The following is an 18433-nucleotide window of genomic DNA, read 5'->3' as shown; positions in this document are numbered from 1 at the left end:
TTAACTTTTTATCTTATTTAAGTAATAATCGTAAGTAGCAAACTGAGATCTTACTTTTGGCTTATCATTTACTCGATATTCATTGTTTTGTGATTCATTTAATAATCGTGCTTTCACATTATCATTCCAACAAATATTATAAGTATCTAAAATTTCTTGTTTTATATCTTCATCGTAAATAGGACAACTTACTTCTACCCTATTGTCTATATTTCTTGTCATCCAATCTGCCGAAGAAATATAAACTTTAGTATCTCCATCATTACCAAAAATATAAACTCTGGTGTGTTCTAAAAATTTATCAACCACACTTATTACTTCTATGTTTTCACTCATTCCTTTTACTCCAGGAACTAAGCAACAAAGGCCTCTAATAATCATTTTTATTTTAACCCCTGCTCTACTTGCTTCATATAATTTATCAACCATTTTATAGCTCGATATACTATTCATTTTCAATTTAATTAAACCTTCCTTACCATTTTCAACATTTTCAATTTCTGCATCAATTAGTTTAAAAACTGCTTTTTGCGTGTAATGCGGAGAGGTAATTAAATGTTTATATCGGTATATTTTATAATTGGTTTCGAAAAAGCTGAAAATTTTATTTACATCTTTTAAAATACGCTGATCTGAAGTAAACAATGTGTAATCTGTATAAATCTTGGCTGTAGATTCATTAAAATTACCTGTACTTACAAAACCATATCGTTTTAGCTTTTTATTCTCTTCGCGCTCTATAACACACATTTTACTATGCACTTTTAAGCCTGCAACTCCAAAAACTAAATTAACACCTTCTTCTTCCATTTGTTGCGCATAATTAATATTTGCTTGCTCATCAAATCGTGCACGTAACTCAATTGATACAGTTACCGACTTACCATTAATAGCGGCATTTATTAAAGAACTGGCAATATGGGAAATTTCGGCTAAACGGTATATGGTAATTTTAATTGTTTTTACAGCTGGATCCAAAGCTGCTTCTCTTAAAAACTTAACAACATAAGAGAATGTTTGATATGGCGCATAAAGCAAATAATCTTTTTCCTTTATAGCTTTAAATATACTTGCCTCTAAACTAAGTCCTTTTATAGGTAGCGGTTCTATTTTATTATAAAGTAAATCGGTTCTACCCAAACTAGGGAAACTTGTATAATCTCTTCTGTTATGATATCGACCTCCTGGAATAATACTATCAGTAGTATCAATACCCATTTTAGACATTAAATACTCTAAGGTATCTTGATCAATTGTTTTATCATAAACAAAACGAACAGGTTCACCTACTTCTCTGTGTTTAACACTATCTGATATTTTTTCAATAAAACTTTTGCTTAAATCACTTTCAAAATCAAGTTCACCATCACGGGTAATCTTAATCATATGTGCAGAAATACTTTTGTAATCAAAAATATTAAAAATATCACTTAAAGAATGACGTATTAAATCGTCAATCATTATTATAAAACTCTTTTCATCTTGCTCCGGTAATACAACAAATCTGTTTATTGCTTTTGGTATTTCAATCAGAGCAAATTGCTTTGTTCCATCAGTCATTAACATTTTTACTGCTAAATAAGCTGCACTATCTTTTAAATTAGGTAATACAACCGAATCATTTAAAATAATAGTAACCAAAGCAGGACTTACAGTCTGTATAAAATATTTTTTTATAAAGTCATGTTGAGAATTATCTATTTGTTCTTCATTTATTATATAGATATTTTCATCTTCTAATCGGCTCCCAATTGTGTGTAAAATTTCTAAACTTTTACTTTGTTGTTTTATAACAATTTCAGTAATCTGTTCTAAAAGCTCTTTAGCCTTGATACCTCCTAGCTCACTCTTCCCTCCTTTTCCTGCTTCAACAATACGCTTTACTGTAGCATATCTAACTTTGAAAAACTCATCTAAATTATTAGAAAATATCCCTAAAAATCGTAACCGCTCAATTAACGGAACAGTCTCATCTGAAGCTTCTTGTAAAACTCTAGCATTAAATTGCAACCAGCTTATTTCTCTATTTATATAAATATTATCTTGGTTTTCTGATTTAGTCATTGAATTTAACTGGATTATAATTACTGAACAAATATATTCTATTTCACATAAATAGCCTTACAAAAAAGCTTTGTGAAATTGTTAATAATTAAGATGATTTAATTAATACTATTGTTTTAAATCTTTAGGAAACAATGTAAACACCGTTTTGCCTTGTTTTAAATCAGTCCAATCTTTAATATCAAATTCAATACTAACAATACCACATGTAGGAACATTTTCTATGTATTGATCTCCATAACTATTTACAAACGCTGTAATAGCATGGTTATGACCAAAAACCATTAAATTTTTAATTGAATTATTACATTCTTTAATAACTCTCAGTAAGTTCCTGCCTTCAAAATCATATAAATCATGATTAAAAGAAACAATATCGTCACTAATATTAAGGTTTGAAATAAATATATCAGCGGTAGTTTTTGCTCGTATGGCATCACTGGATAATAACAAATCTACCCCTATACTATTTAGTGATTTTGAAACCATATTAGCATCACTTAGCCCTCTTTCGTTTAAAGGTCTTTCATGATCTATTACATTATGTTTCCAAGAAGATTTCGCATGTCGTACTAAAGTTATTTTTTTCATTCGTTTCCGATTAAATACATTATTTATCGATAAAATGTTGTTTTTTTCGATAAAATTCATTTTATTTGCTACCTTAAAGATAATTAAAATTATGTTAAATGGAGAATATAAAATCAATATTAAAGTTAAACATCATAGAATTACCATGTTAAACAACCAAATAGTTAAAAGATCTTAAAATCAAGATAAAGTGTTTAGAATAAGCTGTTAATCGAATATTTAAGTGATTTATCATTTAATTTTGACTAATTGAATTCATATATGTTTATTTGTTTTACCTACTTAAAAATGAAACTTATGACCCCAAATCAAATTTCTAATAAAAGTATAGCATTGTTTTACAATGCACTTCCCTCACTGTTTTTTCCCTCGAAGACATTATCATTTATTAAATTGATAAACAAAATTTTTATATAATTTTAATAATGTGCATAATGCACCCTAATTAGTAAATAATAATATTTAAGCCAAAGTCATGATAAACAAATCAACTTTAACGTTTTATACCTTCATACTTTCTATTTGCATTTCAATATGCTCTATTAGTAATTCTTTTTCTCAAGAGAATAATATTTTTGAATTAAAAACTCATAATACTGAATCAAAAACCAGTTCAAAACTAAAGTCTGATAAAAAAGATAATAATAATCGAGAGGTCTTTAATAATCTTGCTTATAATTTACATCCATCAATTTTTATTGAAAACGGTATTGAAAAAACAGTTTATGGGGATGGTCTACCTATAAAACTAATATTTGAAGATGTAAATTCTTTAAAGACATTCAGTCTGAATAACGAAAAGTTTAATGAGGTACAAATATTGACAATAAAAATAAATTCATTATCCGATTTAAGTAATCATTATGACTTTAGTGAAAAACCTGAGCTTAAAAACTTAAAGTTTATATTCATTAAGAGTAATATAAAATGTAATCCTGAACAATTAAAACAGTTTATAAAAACTAATTCAGAAACACAAGTTTTTTATACAATTAATAGACCTTCATAAGTTAAGCACCAAGTCAATTTAAATATTACAGCATGAAAAATCTATACGCTAAAAAAGCCATTACAAGTAAATTATCTTTTAAAAAGATACTATTTACTGTTGTGCTTATAACAACCTGCTTTAGTAGTTACTCACAAGTTTTAAAAGAATTTGAAGCTAGAGCAGCTATTGCCACTCCCACACAAACAGTATATAACATCAAGGGAGACTTTGCTATGATAGGTAATACCAACCTTACACTTGTGAACTATAATGATACAAGAGCAAATGATTCTGCAATGCGGTATGTTGATATTGATCAAGATTCAAACACCTTAAACTCATCATCTGCTAGATTAGAGTTTCCTGTTGAAAACGGTTCTATTCCAGAATGTTCAAAAATTCTTTTTGCAGGATTATATTGGGTTGGAAGAGCTGATAACGGACCAGATGCAAATCTTGATGGTGATAATGACCCAAACACATTTGTTATTAATGGAAAAACATTGAATAAACGAAAAGTAAAAATAAAAGGGCCTTTACAAACAATTTATACTGAAGTTGAAGCAACTCCTGACAATATTTATTTTCCAGATAATGCTTACCAAAATATTTTTACTGCTTACGTAGATATCACTCAATATGTTATTGATAATAATGGAGAAGGTGATTATGTTATTGCCGATATGGCACTTCGAGAAGGCACAATAGATGTTACAGGTTATTCTGGTGGATGGGGCATGGTAGTAGTATACGAAAACTCTAAAATGAAATATAGAAATGTGACCGTTTTTGATGGTCATGCTTTTGTTGATAGCGGTGTTAATCAAGATTTCTCTTTTGATGTTGATGGTTTTAATGCTGTTCAATCTGGTGATGTAAATATTAGATTAGGATTAATGGCTAGTGAAGGAGAGTTCGATTTTGGTGGTGATTATTTTGAAATTGAAGAATTAAATTCAGGAAATTACCGAACATTAGCTAATAAAAGTGGTAGTACCGATAACTTTTTTGATTCAACAATAGATTATGGTGGATCACCTGGTAGTAGAACCCCTGAATTAGTAAATAATACAGGTTTAGATATTGTTACCTATAACATCCCAAATAGTGATAAAAGCATCATTGGTAACGGACAAACCAGTACTTCTTTTAATTATGGTTCAACAAATGACACGTTTGTCATTTTTAATGTAACTTTTTCAGTTGATGCATATATTCCAGATGTAGATGGTATACTTACAACTACCTCTACTAGCGCTACACCTCCACTTGCACCAAATGAGTCAGCCAATTATACTATTGAAATAAGAAACAAAGGAACAGAAGCAACAAATAATACGATAATAACAATTCCTATTCCGGATAATGTTAATCAATCTGATTTAGAAATTACTTCAAATGTTTATGCGCCTTTAAGTACAACAAATACACCTACATATAATCAAAACTTAGGCCCAAATGGATCTATTGTATGGGATCTAGGAACTTTACCTCTTCCGAATGACCCTGATACGGTTTTAGCAGATATAAGTTTTAAACTTACCGTTACAACAGATTGTAGCATTTTAAGTGATAATTCTTTTGATCCTAATATATCTCTTTTAGGTACAATAGAGGGTATTGGATCGATATCAAATATTGATTTTAACAATCCCTTAATACAAGGATATGAAACATCAGGTTTGTGTATAGGAGATCCAATACCTGTACCAAGTCTAATAGAAATAGATTACTTAGATTATATAAACGAACCGCCTGTTATTGTATGTCCTGGTGATATTCCTCAAAATGTGGATACTGGCGCTGACGGTGCTGTGGTTAATTATACAACTCCTGTTGGAACTGATAATTCTACTGGTGCTGTTACTACTCAAATTGCTGGTTTAGCTTCTGGTTCATTATTCCCGGTAGGGACAACTACTAATACGTTCCGTGTGACTGATGCTGCTGGAAATACTGCTGAGTGTAGCTTTGATGTTACAATTACTGACAATGAAGCTCCTTCAATTGTGTGTCCTGATGATATTAATCAAACAGCAGATGCTAATCAATGTAGCACAACAATTAGTATTATAAACCCAACAGCTTTTGATAACTGTTCATCAACATTTATATTTAATGGAACACGTTCAGATAATTTAGCATTGACTGAAGAATTCCCTGTTGGTTTAACAACAATTACATGGACAGCTACTGATGAAGCCAACAATATAAGTTCAACATGTATTCAATCTATTAATATTACTGATGATGAGGCTCCGATATTCGTAGAAACATTACCAGTTGATATAACTGTTGAATGTGATAATATTCCACAACAAGAAGTTCTAACTGCTACAGATAATTGTAGTTCTGTTACGGTTACACCTTCAGAAGAAAGAATAGATGGCAAATGCTCTTCGTATTATCAATTAAAAAGAACATGGACTACTGTTGATGCTAATAATAATACTACTACACATACTCAAACTATTACTGTTGAAGATACAACACCACCAGTACTTACACTTCCAGCTAATGTTAGTGCAGAATGTAGTGATGATTTAAGCCCAATTGCTTTTGGAACTGCTACGGCAATTGATAATTGTGATGCAAATCCAATAATAACATTTGAAGATGTTAGAGAAGACGGTGCTTGTATTGGTACTTTTAAAATAACTCGTACTTGGACTGCGACTGATGCTTGTGGTAATTTTATAACTGCAGATCAGACTATATCAACATCAGATATGACTGCTCCAGAATTTGAACAAACTACACTTCCTCAAGATTTAACTGTAGAATGTAGTTCTATTCCTAATGCCGAAATATTAACCGCTACTGATAACTGTGGCTCTGCTACTGTTGAAGTAGAAGATAAAAGAGTTGATGGAGATTGTCCAAATAATTATAAAATTACACGTACATGGACTGCTACTGATGAATGCGGACTGACTAAGACTCATGTTCAAACAATAACTGTTGTAGACATAACACCTCCAACATTTGTTGAAACGTCACTTCCTGAAAATACAACTGTAGAATGTGATGCAATTCCAACTGCAGAAACTTTAACAGCTACAGATACATGTGGAAATGCCACTGTAACATTAGAGGATGTTAGAACAGATGGTGATTGCCCTTATAATTACACAATAGCTCGTACTTGGACAGCTACTGATGAATGTGGATTAACAACTACTCATACTCAAGTTATTACTGTACAAGACACAACACCTCCAACATTTGTTGAAACATCACTTCCTGAAAATATAACTGTAGAATGCGATGCTATACCAACTGCAGAAACATTAACTGCAACAGATAATTGTGGTGATGCTATAGTTTCAGTAAAAGAGGAAATAACTGAAGGTGATTGTCCTAATAATTATATTATATCTAGAATTTGGACCGCTACTGATGAATGTGGACTAATGACTTCACATACTCAAACTATAACAGTAGAAGATACAGAAGCTCCTGTACCGTCATCAACATTTGATGAAACACTAAATGTTAGTTGTACAGATATTCCTGAGGCACCTGAATTAGAGTTTACAGACAACTGTTCGTCAGATTCAAATATAATTGTAGTATTTAATGAAACGAATACTTATGTTGAAAATGTTTTTGAAGATTATGTAATAACAAGAACTTGGACCGTTAGAGACGAATGTCAAAATGAGTCTGTATACACCCAAACGCTTAATGTAGTACTTGATGAAGTTATTATTGACATGGTAGCTCCTGATGTTTGTTTTGATGAAGGTGCTGTTGATTTAAATAACTTAACTCCAGATGAACTTAATATTAATGGAACATGGGAATTACTTGAAGGTGATTCAGGCGCTATATTAACTGGAAATATATTTGATCCTACTAACATAGAATGGGATGCAGAAACTGTAATAACTGGTATGAATTATAAATTTAGATATACAACTACAGATCAAGGCTGTATTAGTATTACCGAAATAGATGTAGTAGTAAATTATTGTAAAGTACTTCCTTGTGGAGAAAATGATGTGGTAATTTCAAAAGCTGTTACACCAAATGGAGATGCTTACAATGAGTTTTTTGAAATTAGTGGTATTGAATTATGTGGATTTAGATATGATGTTAAAATATTTAATAGATGGGGAGCATTGATATATGAAGCTGATGATTATCAAAATGATTGGAATGGTTTTGCTCACAAATCATCTGTTGGTACTGCTGGAAAAGTACCAAATGGAACATATTATTACATAGTAAACATAAAAGATAGTGGATTGAATCCTATTACAGGTCCAGTTTACTTAGGAACCAAATAAAACATTAACCTATGAAACTTATTAAATATAACATAATCGCTATTGCATTGTTTAGCTGTACGGTTGGAATTGCGCAGCAATTACCGCAATTCACCCAATACATGTACAATACAATCTCCATTAATCCAGCTTACGCAGGAAGTAGAGAAGCTTTAAGCATTGTTGGATTGCACAGAAGCCAATGGGTTGGTTTTAAAGGAGGTCCTATTACACAAACACTATCTATCCATACACCGTTACGTAATGATAGAGTCGGTTTAGGTTTATCCTTTATTGAAGATGATTTAGGTCCTGAAAACTTCACATATCTATATGGAGACTTTTCATATAGTATTCCAACAGGTGTTGATGGTAAATTAGCATTTGGTTTAAAAGCTGGTTTTACCCAATATAGCTTAGATCCTGATTTCAGATTATCGGAAAGTTTTGATCCATCTATTTATGGTATAGAAGACCGCTGGACACCAAATTTAGGCTTAGGTGTATATTGGAGTACAAATAGATTTTATGCTGGTTTATCAACTCCTAGAGTTTTAAATACTGATAAAAACAAAGATGAAGGTTTTGAAGCTTTAGACCGATTAAGCTATTATTTTACAACAGGTTATGTGTTTGATATTTCTAAAAGTATTAAATTTAAACCAGCTGCTTTAATTAAAGCAACCAATGGTGCCCCAGTATCATATGACTTAACAGCAAACTTTTTATTTAATGAAAAGTTTTGGGTAGGTGGTTCTTATAGAATTAACGAGCAAACAGCTGCTATTGGTGGCATTGTAGATTTTCAAGTTTCTAGACAATTACGTGTAGGTTACGCGTATGAAAAGCCTATTTCAGACATTGCAAGTTACACAACCGGATCACATGAAATATTACTTATTTATGAGTTTAAATTCTTAAGTTCAAAATTAAAATCACCAAGATATTTCTAATTTAAATTTATATGAAAATTAAAAACTACATATTAGTTTGCGTCATATTACTATTAAGCTTTAGTTCTTTTTCTCAACAGGGAAAACAAAAAAGAGCTGATACTTTATTTAATAAGTTTTCTTTTGTAAAAGCTGTAAAAGTTTACAGAGAACTTATTCAAAATAATTATAATAAAGATTATGCAACAAGACAAATTGCCGATTGCTATGCTTTCTTAAGAGACCCTAAAAATGCATCTCGCTATTATAAAAGTGTTGTTAAACAAGAAAATGTTCCAGTAGAATATTATTATAAGTATGCACAAGCACTTCGTGGTATTAAAAAATATAAAGAATCTCAAACTTGGCTTGAACGCTTTAAAGATTCTGGAGGTGTTGTAAATGCTAATGATTTCTCTAAAGACATTAATTTTATAACAAGTATTTTTGGAGCAAAGCAACAGTATTTTTTAGATAGAGTACGTTTTAATTCTAAATTTAGCGATTTTGGTGCCATTGAATATGATGGTAAAGTATATTTTACTTCAGCTAGAGACGAAGGTGTTGGTGTTAAACGCCTATACGGTTGGAATGAACAACCTTTCTTAGATGTTTATGTTACAGATGCAAAGTCTAAAAAAAATGTAGATTACACGGGTAAACTGAAAGGAGATATCAACTCAATCTATCATGATGGTCCTATTGCTATAACAAAGGATGGAAAAACCATGTATTTTTCAAGAAACAATTTCAATAAAGACATTGAAGCGAAAGATAAAAAAGGTTTAACCAATATGAAGATTTACCGAGCAAAACTCGTAGATGGTTCATGGACTAACATTGAAGATTTACCAATAAATAGTGACGACTTTTCAACACAGCATCCAGCTTTAAATATGGATGATACTGAATTATATTTTACATCAGACAGACCTGGCACTAAAGGAGGGTCAGATATTTGGAAAATTGATATTCTTCCTGATGGTAACTTGATGAATATTGAAAACCTAGGAGATGTTATAAATACAGAAAGTGCTGAAGGGTTTCCGTTTATAAATAATGAAGGTGTTTTATTCTTTTCATCTGATGGACATACGGGCTTAGGCTTATTAGATATTTTTGGAACCATTAAAGATGAAAATGATACAGAAAAATTTGTTGATGTTATAAACTTAGGAGTTCCTGTAAATTCTAATAAAGATGATTTTTCTTTTACCATGAATACAAATGGTATTACTGGTTATTTTGCTTCAAATAGAACTGGAGGAAGAGGTAGTGATGATATTTACGCATACCATAGACAGCCTGTATTACATGTTGAAGGTGTTGTTACAGATGCTATTAATGTAAAGCCAATTCCTAATGCTATAATTACATTATTTGATGCTAATGATAAGCAAATTGCTTACATGAAAACAGATAAAAATGGATATTATCAAATAAATATTGATAGAGATAAGGACTATAAAATTGTTGCAAGTCAAGATAAATATATTGATGACTACCGCACATTTACATCTAAAAACATTCAAACAGAACTTATAACTATTAATGCAAACTTATTACTAAATCCAGTTCAGGATGTCGTGAAACTTGCAGAATTAAACACTATTTATTTTGATTATGACAAGCATAATATTAGAGAAGATGCTGCATTAGAACTTGATAAAATTGTGGATTTAATGCTTAATGATTATCCAGAAATGGTAATTCGTATCGAGTCTCATACCGATTCTAGAGGTAAATTATCATATAACGATAAACTATCTATAGACAGAGCAAACTCTACTTACGAATATTTAATTTCTCATGGTATTAAACCTGAACGAATTACAGAGCATGAAGGTTTTGGTGAGCGTAGATTGACAAATGGATGTGAAGATGGCTCAAACTGTGAAGAAAAAGACCATCAATTAAACAGACGTACTCAATTTATTGTTGTAAAAATGGAATAAACATTATCATATTATTATGTGTTAAATAATATAAAAGTAACCTAGCTTTTAAAAAAACATGGCCCCATGAAACTAAAAAACTACTTATTAATTTGCATTTTATCCTGTATCGGATTTAATTCATTTGCGCAATATGGCTCGCAAAAAAAAGCTGATAATTTATTTAATAAATTATCATTTGCTGGTGCTACCGATGTATATAAAGCACTTATAAATAAAAATTATAATGCTGAATATGCAACACGACAATTAGCTGATAGTTATGCTTTTTTAAGAAACCCAGACAGTGCTGTTGTTTACTATAAAAAAGTTGTAAAACAAGAAAACGTTCCTACAGAGTACTATTATAATTACGCACAAGCTTTAAGAGGGGTTAAAAACTATAAAGAATACCGTCTATGGATGCGTCGTTTTAAAGATGCAGGAGGTGAAATTAATAACGAAAACCTTCAAAAAGATGGTGACTTTGTAAATTCTATTTTTAATGCAAAACAACAATACTTTCTTACTGACGTAAATTTCAATTCGAAGTACAGTGATTTTGGTGCCTTTGAACATAATGGTAAAATATATTTTGCATCATCAAGAGATGAAGGTGTTTCATCAAAGCATATTTATGGATGGAATGGAGAACCTTTTTTAGATATTTATACTGCTAATAATAGAACTGATAGTCTCATAAATCATAAATCTAAATTAAAAGGTTCAATTAATTCAATTTATCATGATGGTCCATTAACAATCACAAAAGATGGAAAAACGATGTACTTCTCAAGAAATGATTACATCAAAAACACTTTAGGAAAAAATGATGAAGGCGTAAGTAACCTTAAAATATATAAAGCAACTTTAGTTAATGATGAATGGACTAATATTGAAGAACTTCCATTTAACAGTAACACCTACTCTACCGGACATCCAGCTTTAAATAATGATGACACAAAATTATATTTTGCATCAGATATGCCTGGAGGAATTGGTGGAACAGATATATATTATGTAGACATAAATAATGGTTCTTTTAGCGAACCTAAAAATGCAGGAAGTATTATTAATACAAATAAGAATGAAAAGTTTCCTTTTGTTAATACTGAAAATGTTTTGTTCTTTTCTTCTGACGGACATCCAGGATTAGGTCTAATAGATATTTTTGGAACAGTTTTAGATAAAAGCAACAATATTGTTAGTGTTATTAATTTAGGTGTCCCTGTAAATTCAAGTAAAGATGATTTCTCTTTCTTTATGAATAATGATGGGCTATCAGGTTACTTTGCTTCTAACCGAAATGGAGGTGTAGGAAGTGATGATATTTATGCTTATGACAGAATTCCACAATTAAAGATTGAAGGTACTGTAGCTGATATTGATAATAATCCTATCCCAAATACTACTATTAAAATACTAGATAATAATGGTAATCAAATTGCATATGTTAATACTGATGATGATGGATATTATGAAATAAATATTGACAGAGATTCAGATTACAACTTGGATATTAAAAAAGATGGTTTTATTAATAACTCTAAAGCTGTTTCCTCTAAAGGAATAGAAAGAAGCGTAAAAAGTATAACAGCAGATTTTATTTTAAATCCGAATAAAAAAGAAATAATTCCAATTACAGAATTGTATCCTATTTATTTTGATTTTAATAAATTTGATATTAGAAAAGATAGCACTACAGAATTAGATAGAATAGTTAATTTAATGATGAATACCTATCCAGACATGGTCATTGAAATTAAATCATATACAGATTCTAGAGGCCCTGCTTTTTATAATGAAAAACTATCTGTTGAAAGAGCTGAAGCCACTTATAAATATTTAATAAATAAAGGCGTTAGTTCAGATAGAATAACTGCTTATAATGGCTATGGCGAACAAAACTTAGTAAATGGTTGCAATGGTACTATTAAATGTACAGAAGAGCAACATCAACTTAACAGACGCACACAGTTTATTGTGATAAAAATGGAATAATTTTAAAACAATATAATACTAATTAAAACCATCAAGAGATCTAATCTTTTGGTGGTTTTTTATTTGATAACAAGTTATCAATTTTTCAAGGTGTAACAAAACTTTATTGTTATCGTCTTTTAAAGATGACTCTTATGAAAATCAATAAAAACACGTTAGAAATTAAAGAAACCTGGAAAACAATAATTTTATTTTTATTGATTTTATCAATTTTAAGCTCTATAGCATATTATGCAATTCTAAAACTAAACCCGACTAGCATGTATGTTGGTGCTTTAATGTCATGTCCAGCAATAGCTTCCTTTATAACATTAAAAATTAGAAATAGACCAATTTCTAGCTTACCCTGGAATTTAAAAAAGTTAAAATATTTAAAACTAGCCTATATAACTCCTATTATATATGTTTCGATTGCTTATACATTAATTTGGTTATTGGGTTTTGGAAATTTATTAAATATTAATAGAATTTTAATATGGAGTAAAGCATTAGGTATTGACAGTATAAATCAAACAATTGTAATAATTGTAATGACTTTTCTACTATTGACAGTTGGAGTCATAAAAAATTTAGGATCTACATTAGGGGAAGAAATTGGTTGGCGCGGATTTTTTATATTCGAATTAAGAAAAGTTATGTCTTTCAATACACTTTCTATTTTTAGTGGTATTATTTGGGCTTTATGGCATTTTCCGATAATAAATTTAATTTACGGAAAAGGAAAACTTCTTTTATTTCATATAGTTGCATTTACAATTATGCTAATTGGAATTTCTGTGATATTGGCATATTATACATTTAAATCTAATAGTCTTTGGCCAGCAGCTGTATATCATTCTATTCACAATATCTACATACAAAAAGTATGTACTCCAATAACCATTTATAATGATAACACAAATTATTGGGTTGATGAATATGGTATTATGATTCCTTTAATCACTAGTATATTCGCAATTTATTTTTGGAAAAAAGCTAATAAAGAAAATTTATAATAGAATAAAAAAACCTCCCAAAATTGAGAGGATTTTATACCTAAAGTTATTAAAATAACGAAAAATTTATTCAACGTACAATAACCACATTGTACTTAGTTCCTACTATTCAGTAAATTAAAGATTTTATTGACGTTACTTTTAAATATAAAAGCAAGGTTATTTTTTAATAAATATGTTAGTATAATACCACTTTCCAAGTTCGCTTTCTTCGGCTGATATACCAAAATTTGTAAAATCTCCTTCTATATTAGCTTTATGACTATCACTTTTCAACCAAGCTCTTACTACAGATTCAGCTGATGTATAACCATAAGCAACATTTTCTGATACCTTTTTAGCATTAGCATTTGATTTTAAATAATCACTTCGTTGATAAAAATTTGCATGAGATACTTCGTTGTTATCAACCATATAATCAGTATGAGTATGAGCAACAGATTTTATAAGCGTCATATCTGCCAAAGGACTTAAACCTAAAGATAATCTATGATTATTAATGAGTTCTAGAATCTGAACTTCTATAGGTTTTGTTTCAGGTGTATCGGTTAAATTCAAAGCAATTGCATCTGCTTTGTCTTCAAGACTGTCTGTTGTACATGAAAATAATGTAAACACAGCTAACAATGCCAATAATGGCAGTTTGGTTAATAATTTCATAAGTAGGTAACTTTTAATTTGGTGATATAAAGTTAGCTACCTAGCTAGATAAAAACTGTTAACAAAACGTTAAAATCGACCAAAGACACGTAGTTTGTCGATGTATAATGTGTTTAATCGTTTAAAAGCATAATTTAAAGTTATTGGTCGATAATTTAAGAAGATAATCGATTAATAAGCCAATTATAGTCTTCTTGAAGTTGATAACGCACTCTGTCATGTAACCTATTTGGGCGACCTTGCCAAAATTCAATTTCAACAGGCTTTACTATATATCCGCCCCAATTTTTTGGCCTTAATATTTCTTTTCCTTCGTACTCTTTTTCCAAAGAAGAAAGTTTTTCTTCAAGATATTGTCTATCTTTAATTACTTCACTTTGATTTGATACCAAAGCGCCTAATTGACTCCCTCTGGGACGAGATTCAAAATACCCATCACTTAAATTCTCTGCAATCTTTTCAGCTTTTCCTTTTATAATAATTTGACGTTCGGCTCCATGCCAAAAAAAAGACAAACATACATTAGGATTCTGTTCTATAGCTTTGCCTTTTTCACTTGAATAATTGGTATAAAAAATAAAACCTTCATAGGTGTATTTTTTTAATAGTACTACTCTACTCTTTGGGTATCCATCTAATCCAATTGTTGAAACTGTCATAGCATTGGTTTCATCTTCAGCAAAAAATGAATCAACTTCATAAAACCATTTTTGAAATAATTCCATAGGGTTTTCTGGTACTTCACTTAAAAGTAATGCTCCTTTTTCGTATGATTTTCTGTAATCTCCTAAGTCTGTATTCATTATAAAAAACAAAATTTTTTATGCGTTATTTGTTTTCATTCTTCAAAAAAAACATATAAATTTAAACAATAATTAATAGCAATGCACTTCGAAAACAGTAAATATTCTAAAGAGTTTAAATACACTAAATTAGAATACCCTTTTGGTAACTTTTATTTATGTGAAAAGTTTTTTATTTCAGAATTAAATGACGGCGTTCATTTTAATTGGGAAAAAATCCAACTTGTTATGGACGATTTAATTAAGCACTACGACCATGATACAAGTTTAGCTTATATTTCTAATCGAATTAATTCATATTCTATTGATCCACAAACATGGAAACAAACGTTGGACAAATATAAAATCATTATTGCTAGTTCTATTGTAGCATATACTAGCTTTACATTCTATAATGCATCACTTGAAAAAGTTTTTTCTGAAAAAAGTATTAAACGTTGCCTCAATTTAAAAGAAGCTATAGAATGGTCTTTAAACTTAAGAGAGTTTAATTACTAAAGTCAAAAACTTTTCCATCATCGCACAATTCAACATTACTAAAAACCTCTTGAGCTTCTTCTTTAAAAGGTTTTAAGCTATCGTAGCGGGTAGAATAATGTCCTAATAACAATTTACCTGCGTTTGATAATTTAGCTATAGTAGCAGCTTCTTTAGCTGTAGAATGCTTTGTTTTAGACGCTAAGTGGGCATGCTTATCTAAAAAAGTAGATTCGTGATAAATAACACTTACATTTTTTATAATAGGAACAATATCTTCTTTATAACAAGTATCGCTACAAAACGCATAACTCTTTGGAGGATTACCAGGTTTTGTTACAAGTTCGTTTTTCACTAACTCTCCAGCTTCATTTTCTACATCAAAACCTTGTTTTAGCTTTCTGTAATAAGCTTTATTAATATTAGCAGATTCGGCAGCATAAACATCTAATTTACGCTCTCCTTCTTTCTCTTTAAATAAAAAACCATTGGTATAAACTCTGTGTTTTAAAGGAATGGTGTGTACTTCTACTTTATCATCTTCAAAAATTAATTCCGATTTTTTGGAAGTTAATTCGTGAAAATAAAGCTTATAATTAGTCCAAGAATCGGCTAATTTCATTTGTAACACAACAATTTCTTTAATGCCTTTTGGTCCATAAATATGTAAATCGGTTTCTCTTGTAAGCAATCTAAATGTTGAAATTAAACCTACAAGTCCAAAAAAATGATCGCCATGTAAATGCGATATAAATATATGCTTAATACGATTAAACTTAATTTTATGTTTTCGTAATTGTACTTGTGTACCTTCGCCACAATCAATTAAAAACATATGATTGTTAATCTCTAAAACCTGAGAAGTGGTATTGTTTAAAGTTCTTGGAGTCGCACTGTAACAACCTAATATGGAAAGTTTCATCTGTAGATGTTTATTGTTTGTAATTTAGTGCATCGTTTACAGAAAATTTACTTTTAAATGAAAAGGCAAAAGGTGTATCTCCGTGTGTATTAATATAATCTAATCTAGTATTTGCATCTTCAAATGTTGGTTCATAGCCTTCTGGTATATACCAAAATGCCATATGCATCATTTTCATTTTACTAAACCATTCCTTTTTTCGTTTAAAAACTTCAATATGTCCAGAATTATAGGTGTAATTAAAAAGGGATTCTAAATTTTCCCAAACAGACATGTTTATTATTATTGAATCATCTTGAAAAACACGAATAGCTTCTTCTTTATCTTCATCTTTCAATCTCCAAACAAAACCATCCGCATCATCTGCAATGGCATTCATTTTATCAACATTATTTACAAAATCTTGCATGATTGGATCATCCATTGGAGCCAATATTTTAGCAATATTTACCTGGGCAAGATGAAACTTACTCATAATTAAAGCCCTAAATCACGCTCAATATCTTCCATTTCAATAATATCATAAGCTTCTTGTAAGGTAGGTACAAGTATGATCTCATCTGGAATTGTATCTAAATCTACATTGTCTGAAACAATAACAAAAGTGTGATTTTCTTCTCTGTGTATATTAGATATTTGAAGAAATTCAGCAATATCCTTATTGTTTAACTTGTTTAAGGACGTTAACATAACAATAATATTATCGTTCTTAAATTTAGGATATAATGTTTGTAGTTTTTTAACTAACTCTATAACTGTAGCCTTTTCTTGAGTAATAATTGAAGTATTACCGTTTTTATCAATAATCATAGATTTACTGTTTTATTTTAGACGCTAATAAATAAATAGCTGCCATTCTAATAGCAACACCATTTTGAACTTGATCTAAGATGATGGCCTGTTTAGAATCTGCCACATCACTAGTAATTTCTACACCTCTATTTATTGGGCCTGGGTGCATAATTGTAATTTCTTTATCTAAAGAATCTAACAATTCTTTATTAACTCCAAACTGTTGTGTGTACTCTCTTGTAGATGGAAAATAGCTAATATCCATACGTTCATTTTGAACACGCAACATATTTGCTACATCACACCAATTCAATGCTTTAACTAAATTAGTTTCAACTTTTACTCCAAGATTACTAATATACTTAGGAATTAGTGTTTTTGGTCCGCATACCATTACTTCTGCACCTTGAAGTTGTAGTGCAAATATATTTGAAAGCGCTACTCTACTGTGTAAAATATCTCCAACAATTACTACTTTTTTTCCGCCTACTTCTCCCAGTTTTTCTCTAATAGAATACGAATCTAGTAAAGCTTGTGTAGGGTGTTCGTGCGCACCATCACCTGCATTAATAATACTAGCATTAACATGCTTTGATAAAAAGACACCTGCTCCCGGATTTGGATGCCTCATAACCACCATATCTACTTTCATAGATAAAATATTATTCACAGTATCTATTAAAGTTTCCCCTTTTTTAACTGATGATTGTGCCGATGAAAAATTAATAACATCTGCCGACAATCGTTTTTCAGCTAATTCAAAAGATAATTTTGTTCTGGTAGAGTTTTCAAAAAAAAGATTAGCAATAGTAATATCTCTTAGCGAAGGCACTTTTTTAATGGGTCTATTAATCACTTCTTTAAAATGATCGGCAGTTTCAAAAATAAGTTGAATATCTTTTTTGTTTAGATATTTAATTCCTAATAAGTGATTTACACTTAACTCGCTCATGGTTTATTAGTATTCTTTGGCAGTTTTTAGCTGCCAGTTGTTCTCTCC

15 protein-coding genes are annotated in these 18433 nt (G+C 30.1%); 7 read left to right on the top strand and 8 right to left on the bottom strand.

Features of this window, described 5'->3' with window-relative positions; all coding sequences use genetic code 11:
- Complete coding sequence (gene ppk1, locus ACH5TX_RS18115; RefSeq protein ID WP_439340906.1) at positions 1-2064, bottom strand: polyphosphate kinase 1; 2064 nt, start codon at positions 2062-2064, stop codon at positions 1-3.
- A gap of 108 nt (positions 2065-2172) precedes the next feature.
- Positions 2173-2655: a SixA phosphatase family protein gene (locus ACH5TX_RS18110; protein ID WP_439340905.1), complete on the bottom strand. Its 483-nt coding sequence runs from the start codon at positions 2653-2655 to the stop codon at positions 2173-2175.
- 475 nt (positions 2656-3130) lie between these two features.
- Here ACH5TX_RS18110 and ACH5TX_RS18105 point away from each other — a divergent pair, with 475 nt between their 5' ends.
- The 6 genes from ACH5TX_RS18105 (at position 3131) to ACH5TX_RS18080 (ending at position 13779) form a co-directional block, all read left to right on the top strand.
- Positions 3131-3664, top strand: a complete 534-nt coding sequence (locus tag ACH5TX_RS18105) for a hypothetical protein (protein WP_439340904.1) — start codon at positions 3131-3133, stop codon at positions 3662-3664.
- Positions 3665-3696: 32 nt separating this feature from the next.
- Positions 3697-7938 carry an HYR domain-containing protein gene (locus ACH5TX_RS18100; protein WP_439340903.1) on the top strand — a complete coding sequence of 1414 codons (4242 nt, stop codon included), beginning with the start codon at positions 3697-3699 and terminating at the stop codon, positions 7936-7938.
- Positions 7939-7949: 11 nt separating this feature from the next.
- Positions 7950-8870 carry a PorP/SprF family type IX secretion system membrane protein gene (locus tag ACH5TX_RS18095; RefSeq protein WP_439340902.1) on the top strand — a complete coding sequence of 307 codons (921 nt, stop codon included), beginning with the start codon at positions 7950-7952 and terminating at the stop codon, positions 8868-8870.
- A gap of 11 nt (positions 8871-8881) precedes the next feature.
- Positions 8882-10804, top strand: coding sequence for an OmpA family protein (locus ACH5TX_RS18090; protein WP_439340901.1), 1923 nt, complete (start codon positions 8882-8884; stop codon positions 10802-10804).
- A 66-nt stretch (positions 10805-10870) separates the two neighbouring features.
- Complete coding sequence (locus ACH5TX_RS18085) at positions 10871-12784, top strand: OmpA family protein (protein ID WP_439340900.1); 1914 nt, start codon at positions 10871-10873, stop codon at positions 12782-12784.
- Between the two features lie 134 nt (positions 12785-12918).
- Complete coding sequence (locus ACH5TX_RS18080; RefSeq protein WP_439340899.1) at positions 12919-13779, top strand: CPBP family intramembrane glutamic endopeptidase; 861 nt, start codon at positions 12919-12921, stop codon at positions 13777-13779.
- Between the two features lie 159 nt (positions 13780-13938).
- Here the strand turns inward: ACH5TX_RS18080 and ACH5TX_RS18075 are convergent, their stop codons facing one another.
- Together ACH5TX_RS18075 and pdxH are read right to left on the bottom strand one after the other, a co-directional pair.
- The gene (locus ACH5TX_RS18075; protein ID WP_439340898.1) at positions 13939-14439 is read right to left on the bottom strand and encodes a CAP domain-containing protein; all 501 of its coding nucleotides are present in this window, start codon (positions 14437-14439) and stop codon (positions 13939-13941) included.
- A 155-nt stretch (positions 14440-14594) separates the two neighbouring features.
- Positions 14595-15242, bottom strand: coding sequence for a pyridoxamine 5'-phosphate oxidase (gene pdxH, locus ACH5TX_RS18070; RefSeq protein WP_439340897.1), 648 nt, complete (start codon positions 15240-15242; stop codon positions 14595-14597).
- A gap of 81 nt (positions 15243-15323) precedes the next feature.
- Between pdxH and ACH5TX_RS18065 the strand changes: the two genes are divergently transcribed.
- Positions 15324-15740, top strand: a complete 417-nt coding sequence (locus ACH5TX_RS18065) for a hypothetical protein (RefSeq protein WP_439340896.1) — start codon at positions 15324-15326, stop codon at positions 15738-15740.
- On the opposite strand, the gene ACH5TX_RS18060 is transcribed toward ACH5TX_RS18065, so the two are convergent.
- From ACH5TX_RS18060 to ACH5TX_RS18045, 4 genes are read right to left on the bottom strand one after another with little or no spacing between them, the layout of a single operon-like run.
- Positions 15730-16641 carry a ribonuclease Z gene (locus ACH5TX_RS18060; protein ID WP_439340895.1) on the bottom strand — a complete coding sequence of 304 codons (912 nt, stop codon included), beginning with the start codon at positions 16639-16641 and terminating at the stop codon, positions 15730-15732. The genes ACH5TX_RS18065 and ACH5TX_RS18060 overlap by 11 nt on opposite strands.
- 10 nt (positions 16642-16651) lie before the next feature.
- A complete protein-coding gene (locus ACH5TX_RS18055; protein WP_439340894.1) occupies positions 16652-17116 on the bottom strand; it encodes a DUF3291 domain-containing protein in 465 nt (154 codons plus the stop codon).
- 2 nt (positions 17117-17118) lie between these two features.
- A complete protein-coding gene (locus ACH5TX_RS18050; RefSeq protein ID WP_439340893.1) occupies positions 17119-17451 on the bottom strand; it encodes a ribonuclease Z in 333 nt (110 codons plus the stop codon).
- A gap of 4 nt (positions 17452-17455) precedes the next feature.
- Complete coding sequence (locus ACH5TX_RS18045; protein ID WP_439340892.1) at positions 17456-18385, bottom strand: aspartate carbamoyltransferase catalytic subunit; 930 nt, start codon at positions 18383-18385, stop codon at positions 17456-17458.
- Positions 18386-18433 lie beyond the last annotated feature (48 nt).

The sequence above is a fragment of the Thalassobellus citreus genome (assembly GCF_044385915.1).
Lineage (GTDB): Bacteria > Bacteroidota > Bacteroidia > Flavobacteriales > Flavobacteriaceae > Thalassobellus > Thalassobellus citreus.
Note: the sequence above shows the minus strand (reverse complement) of the source record. Positions and strands in the feature narration are given on the sequence as shown.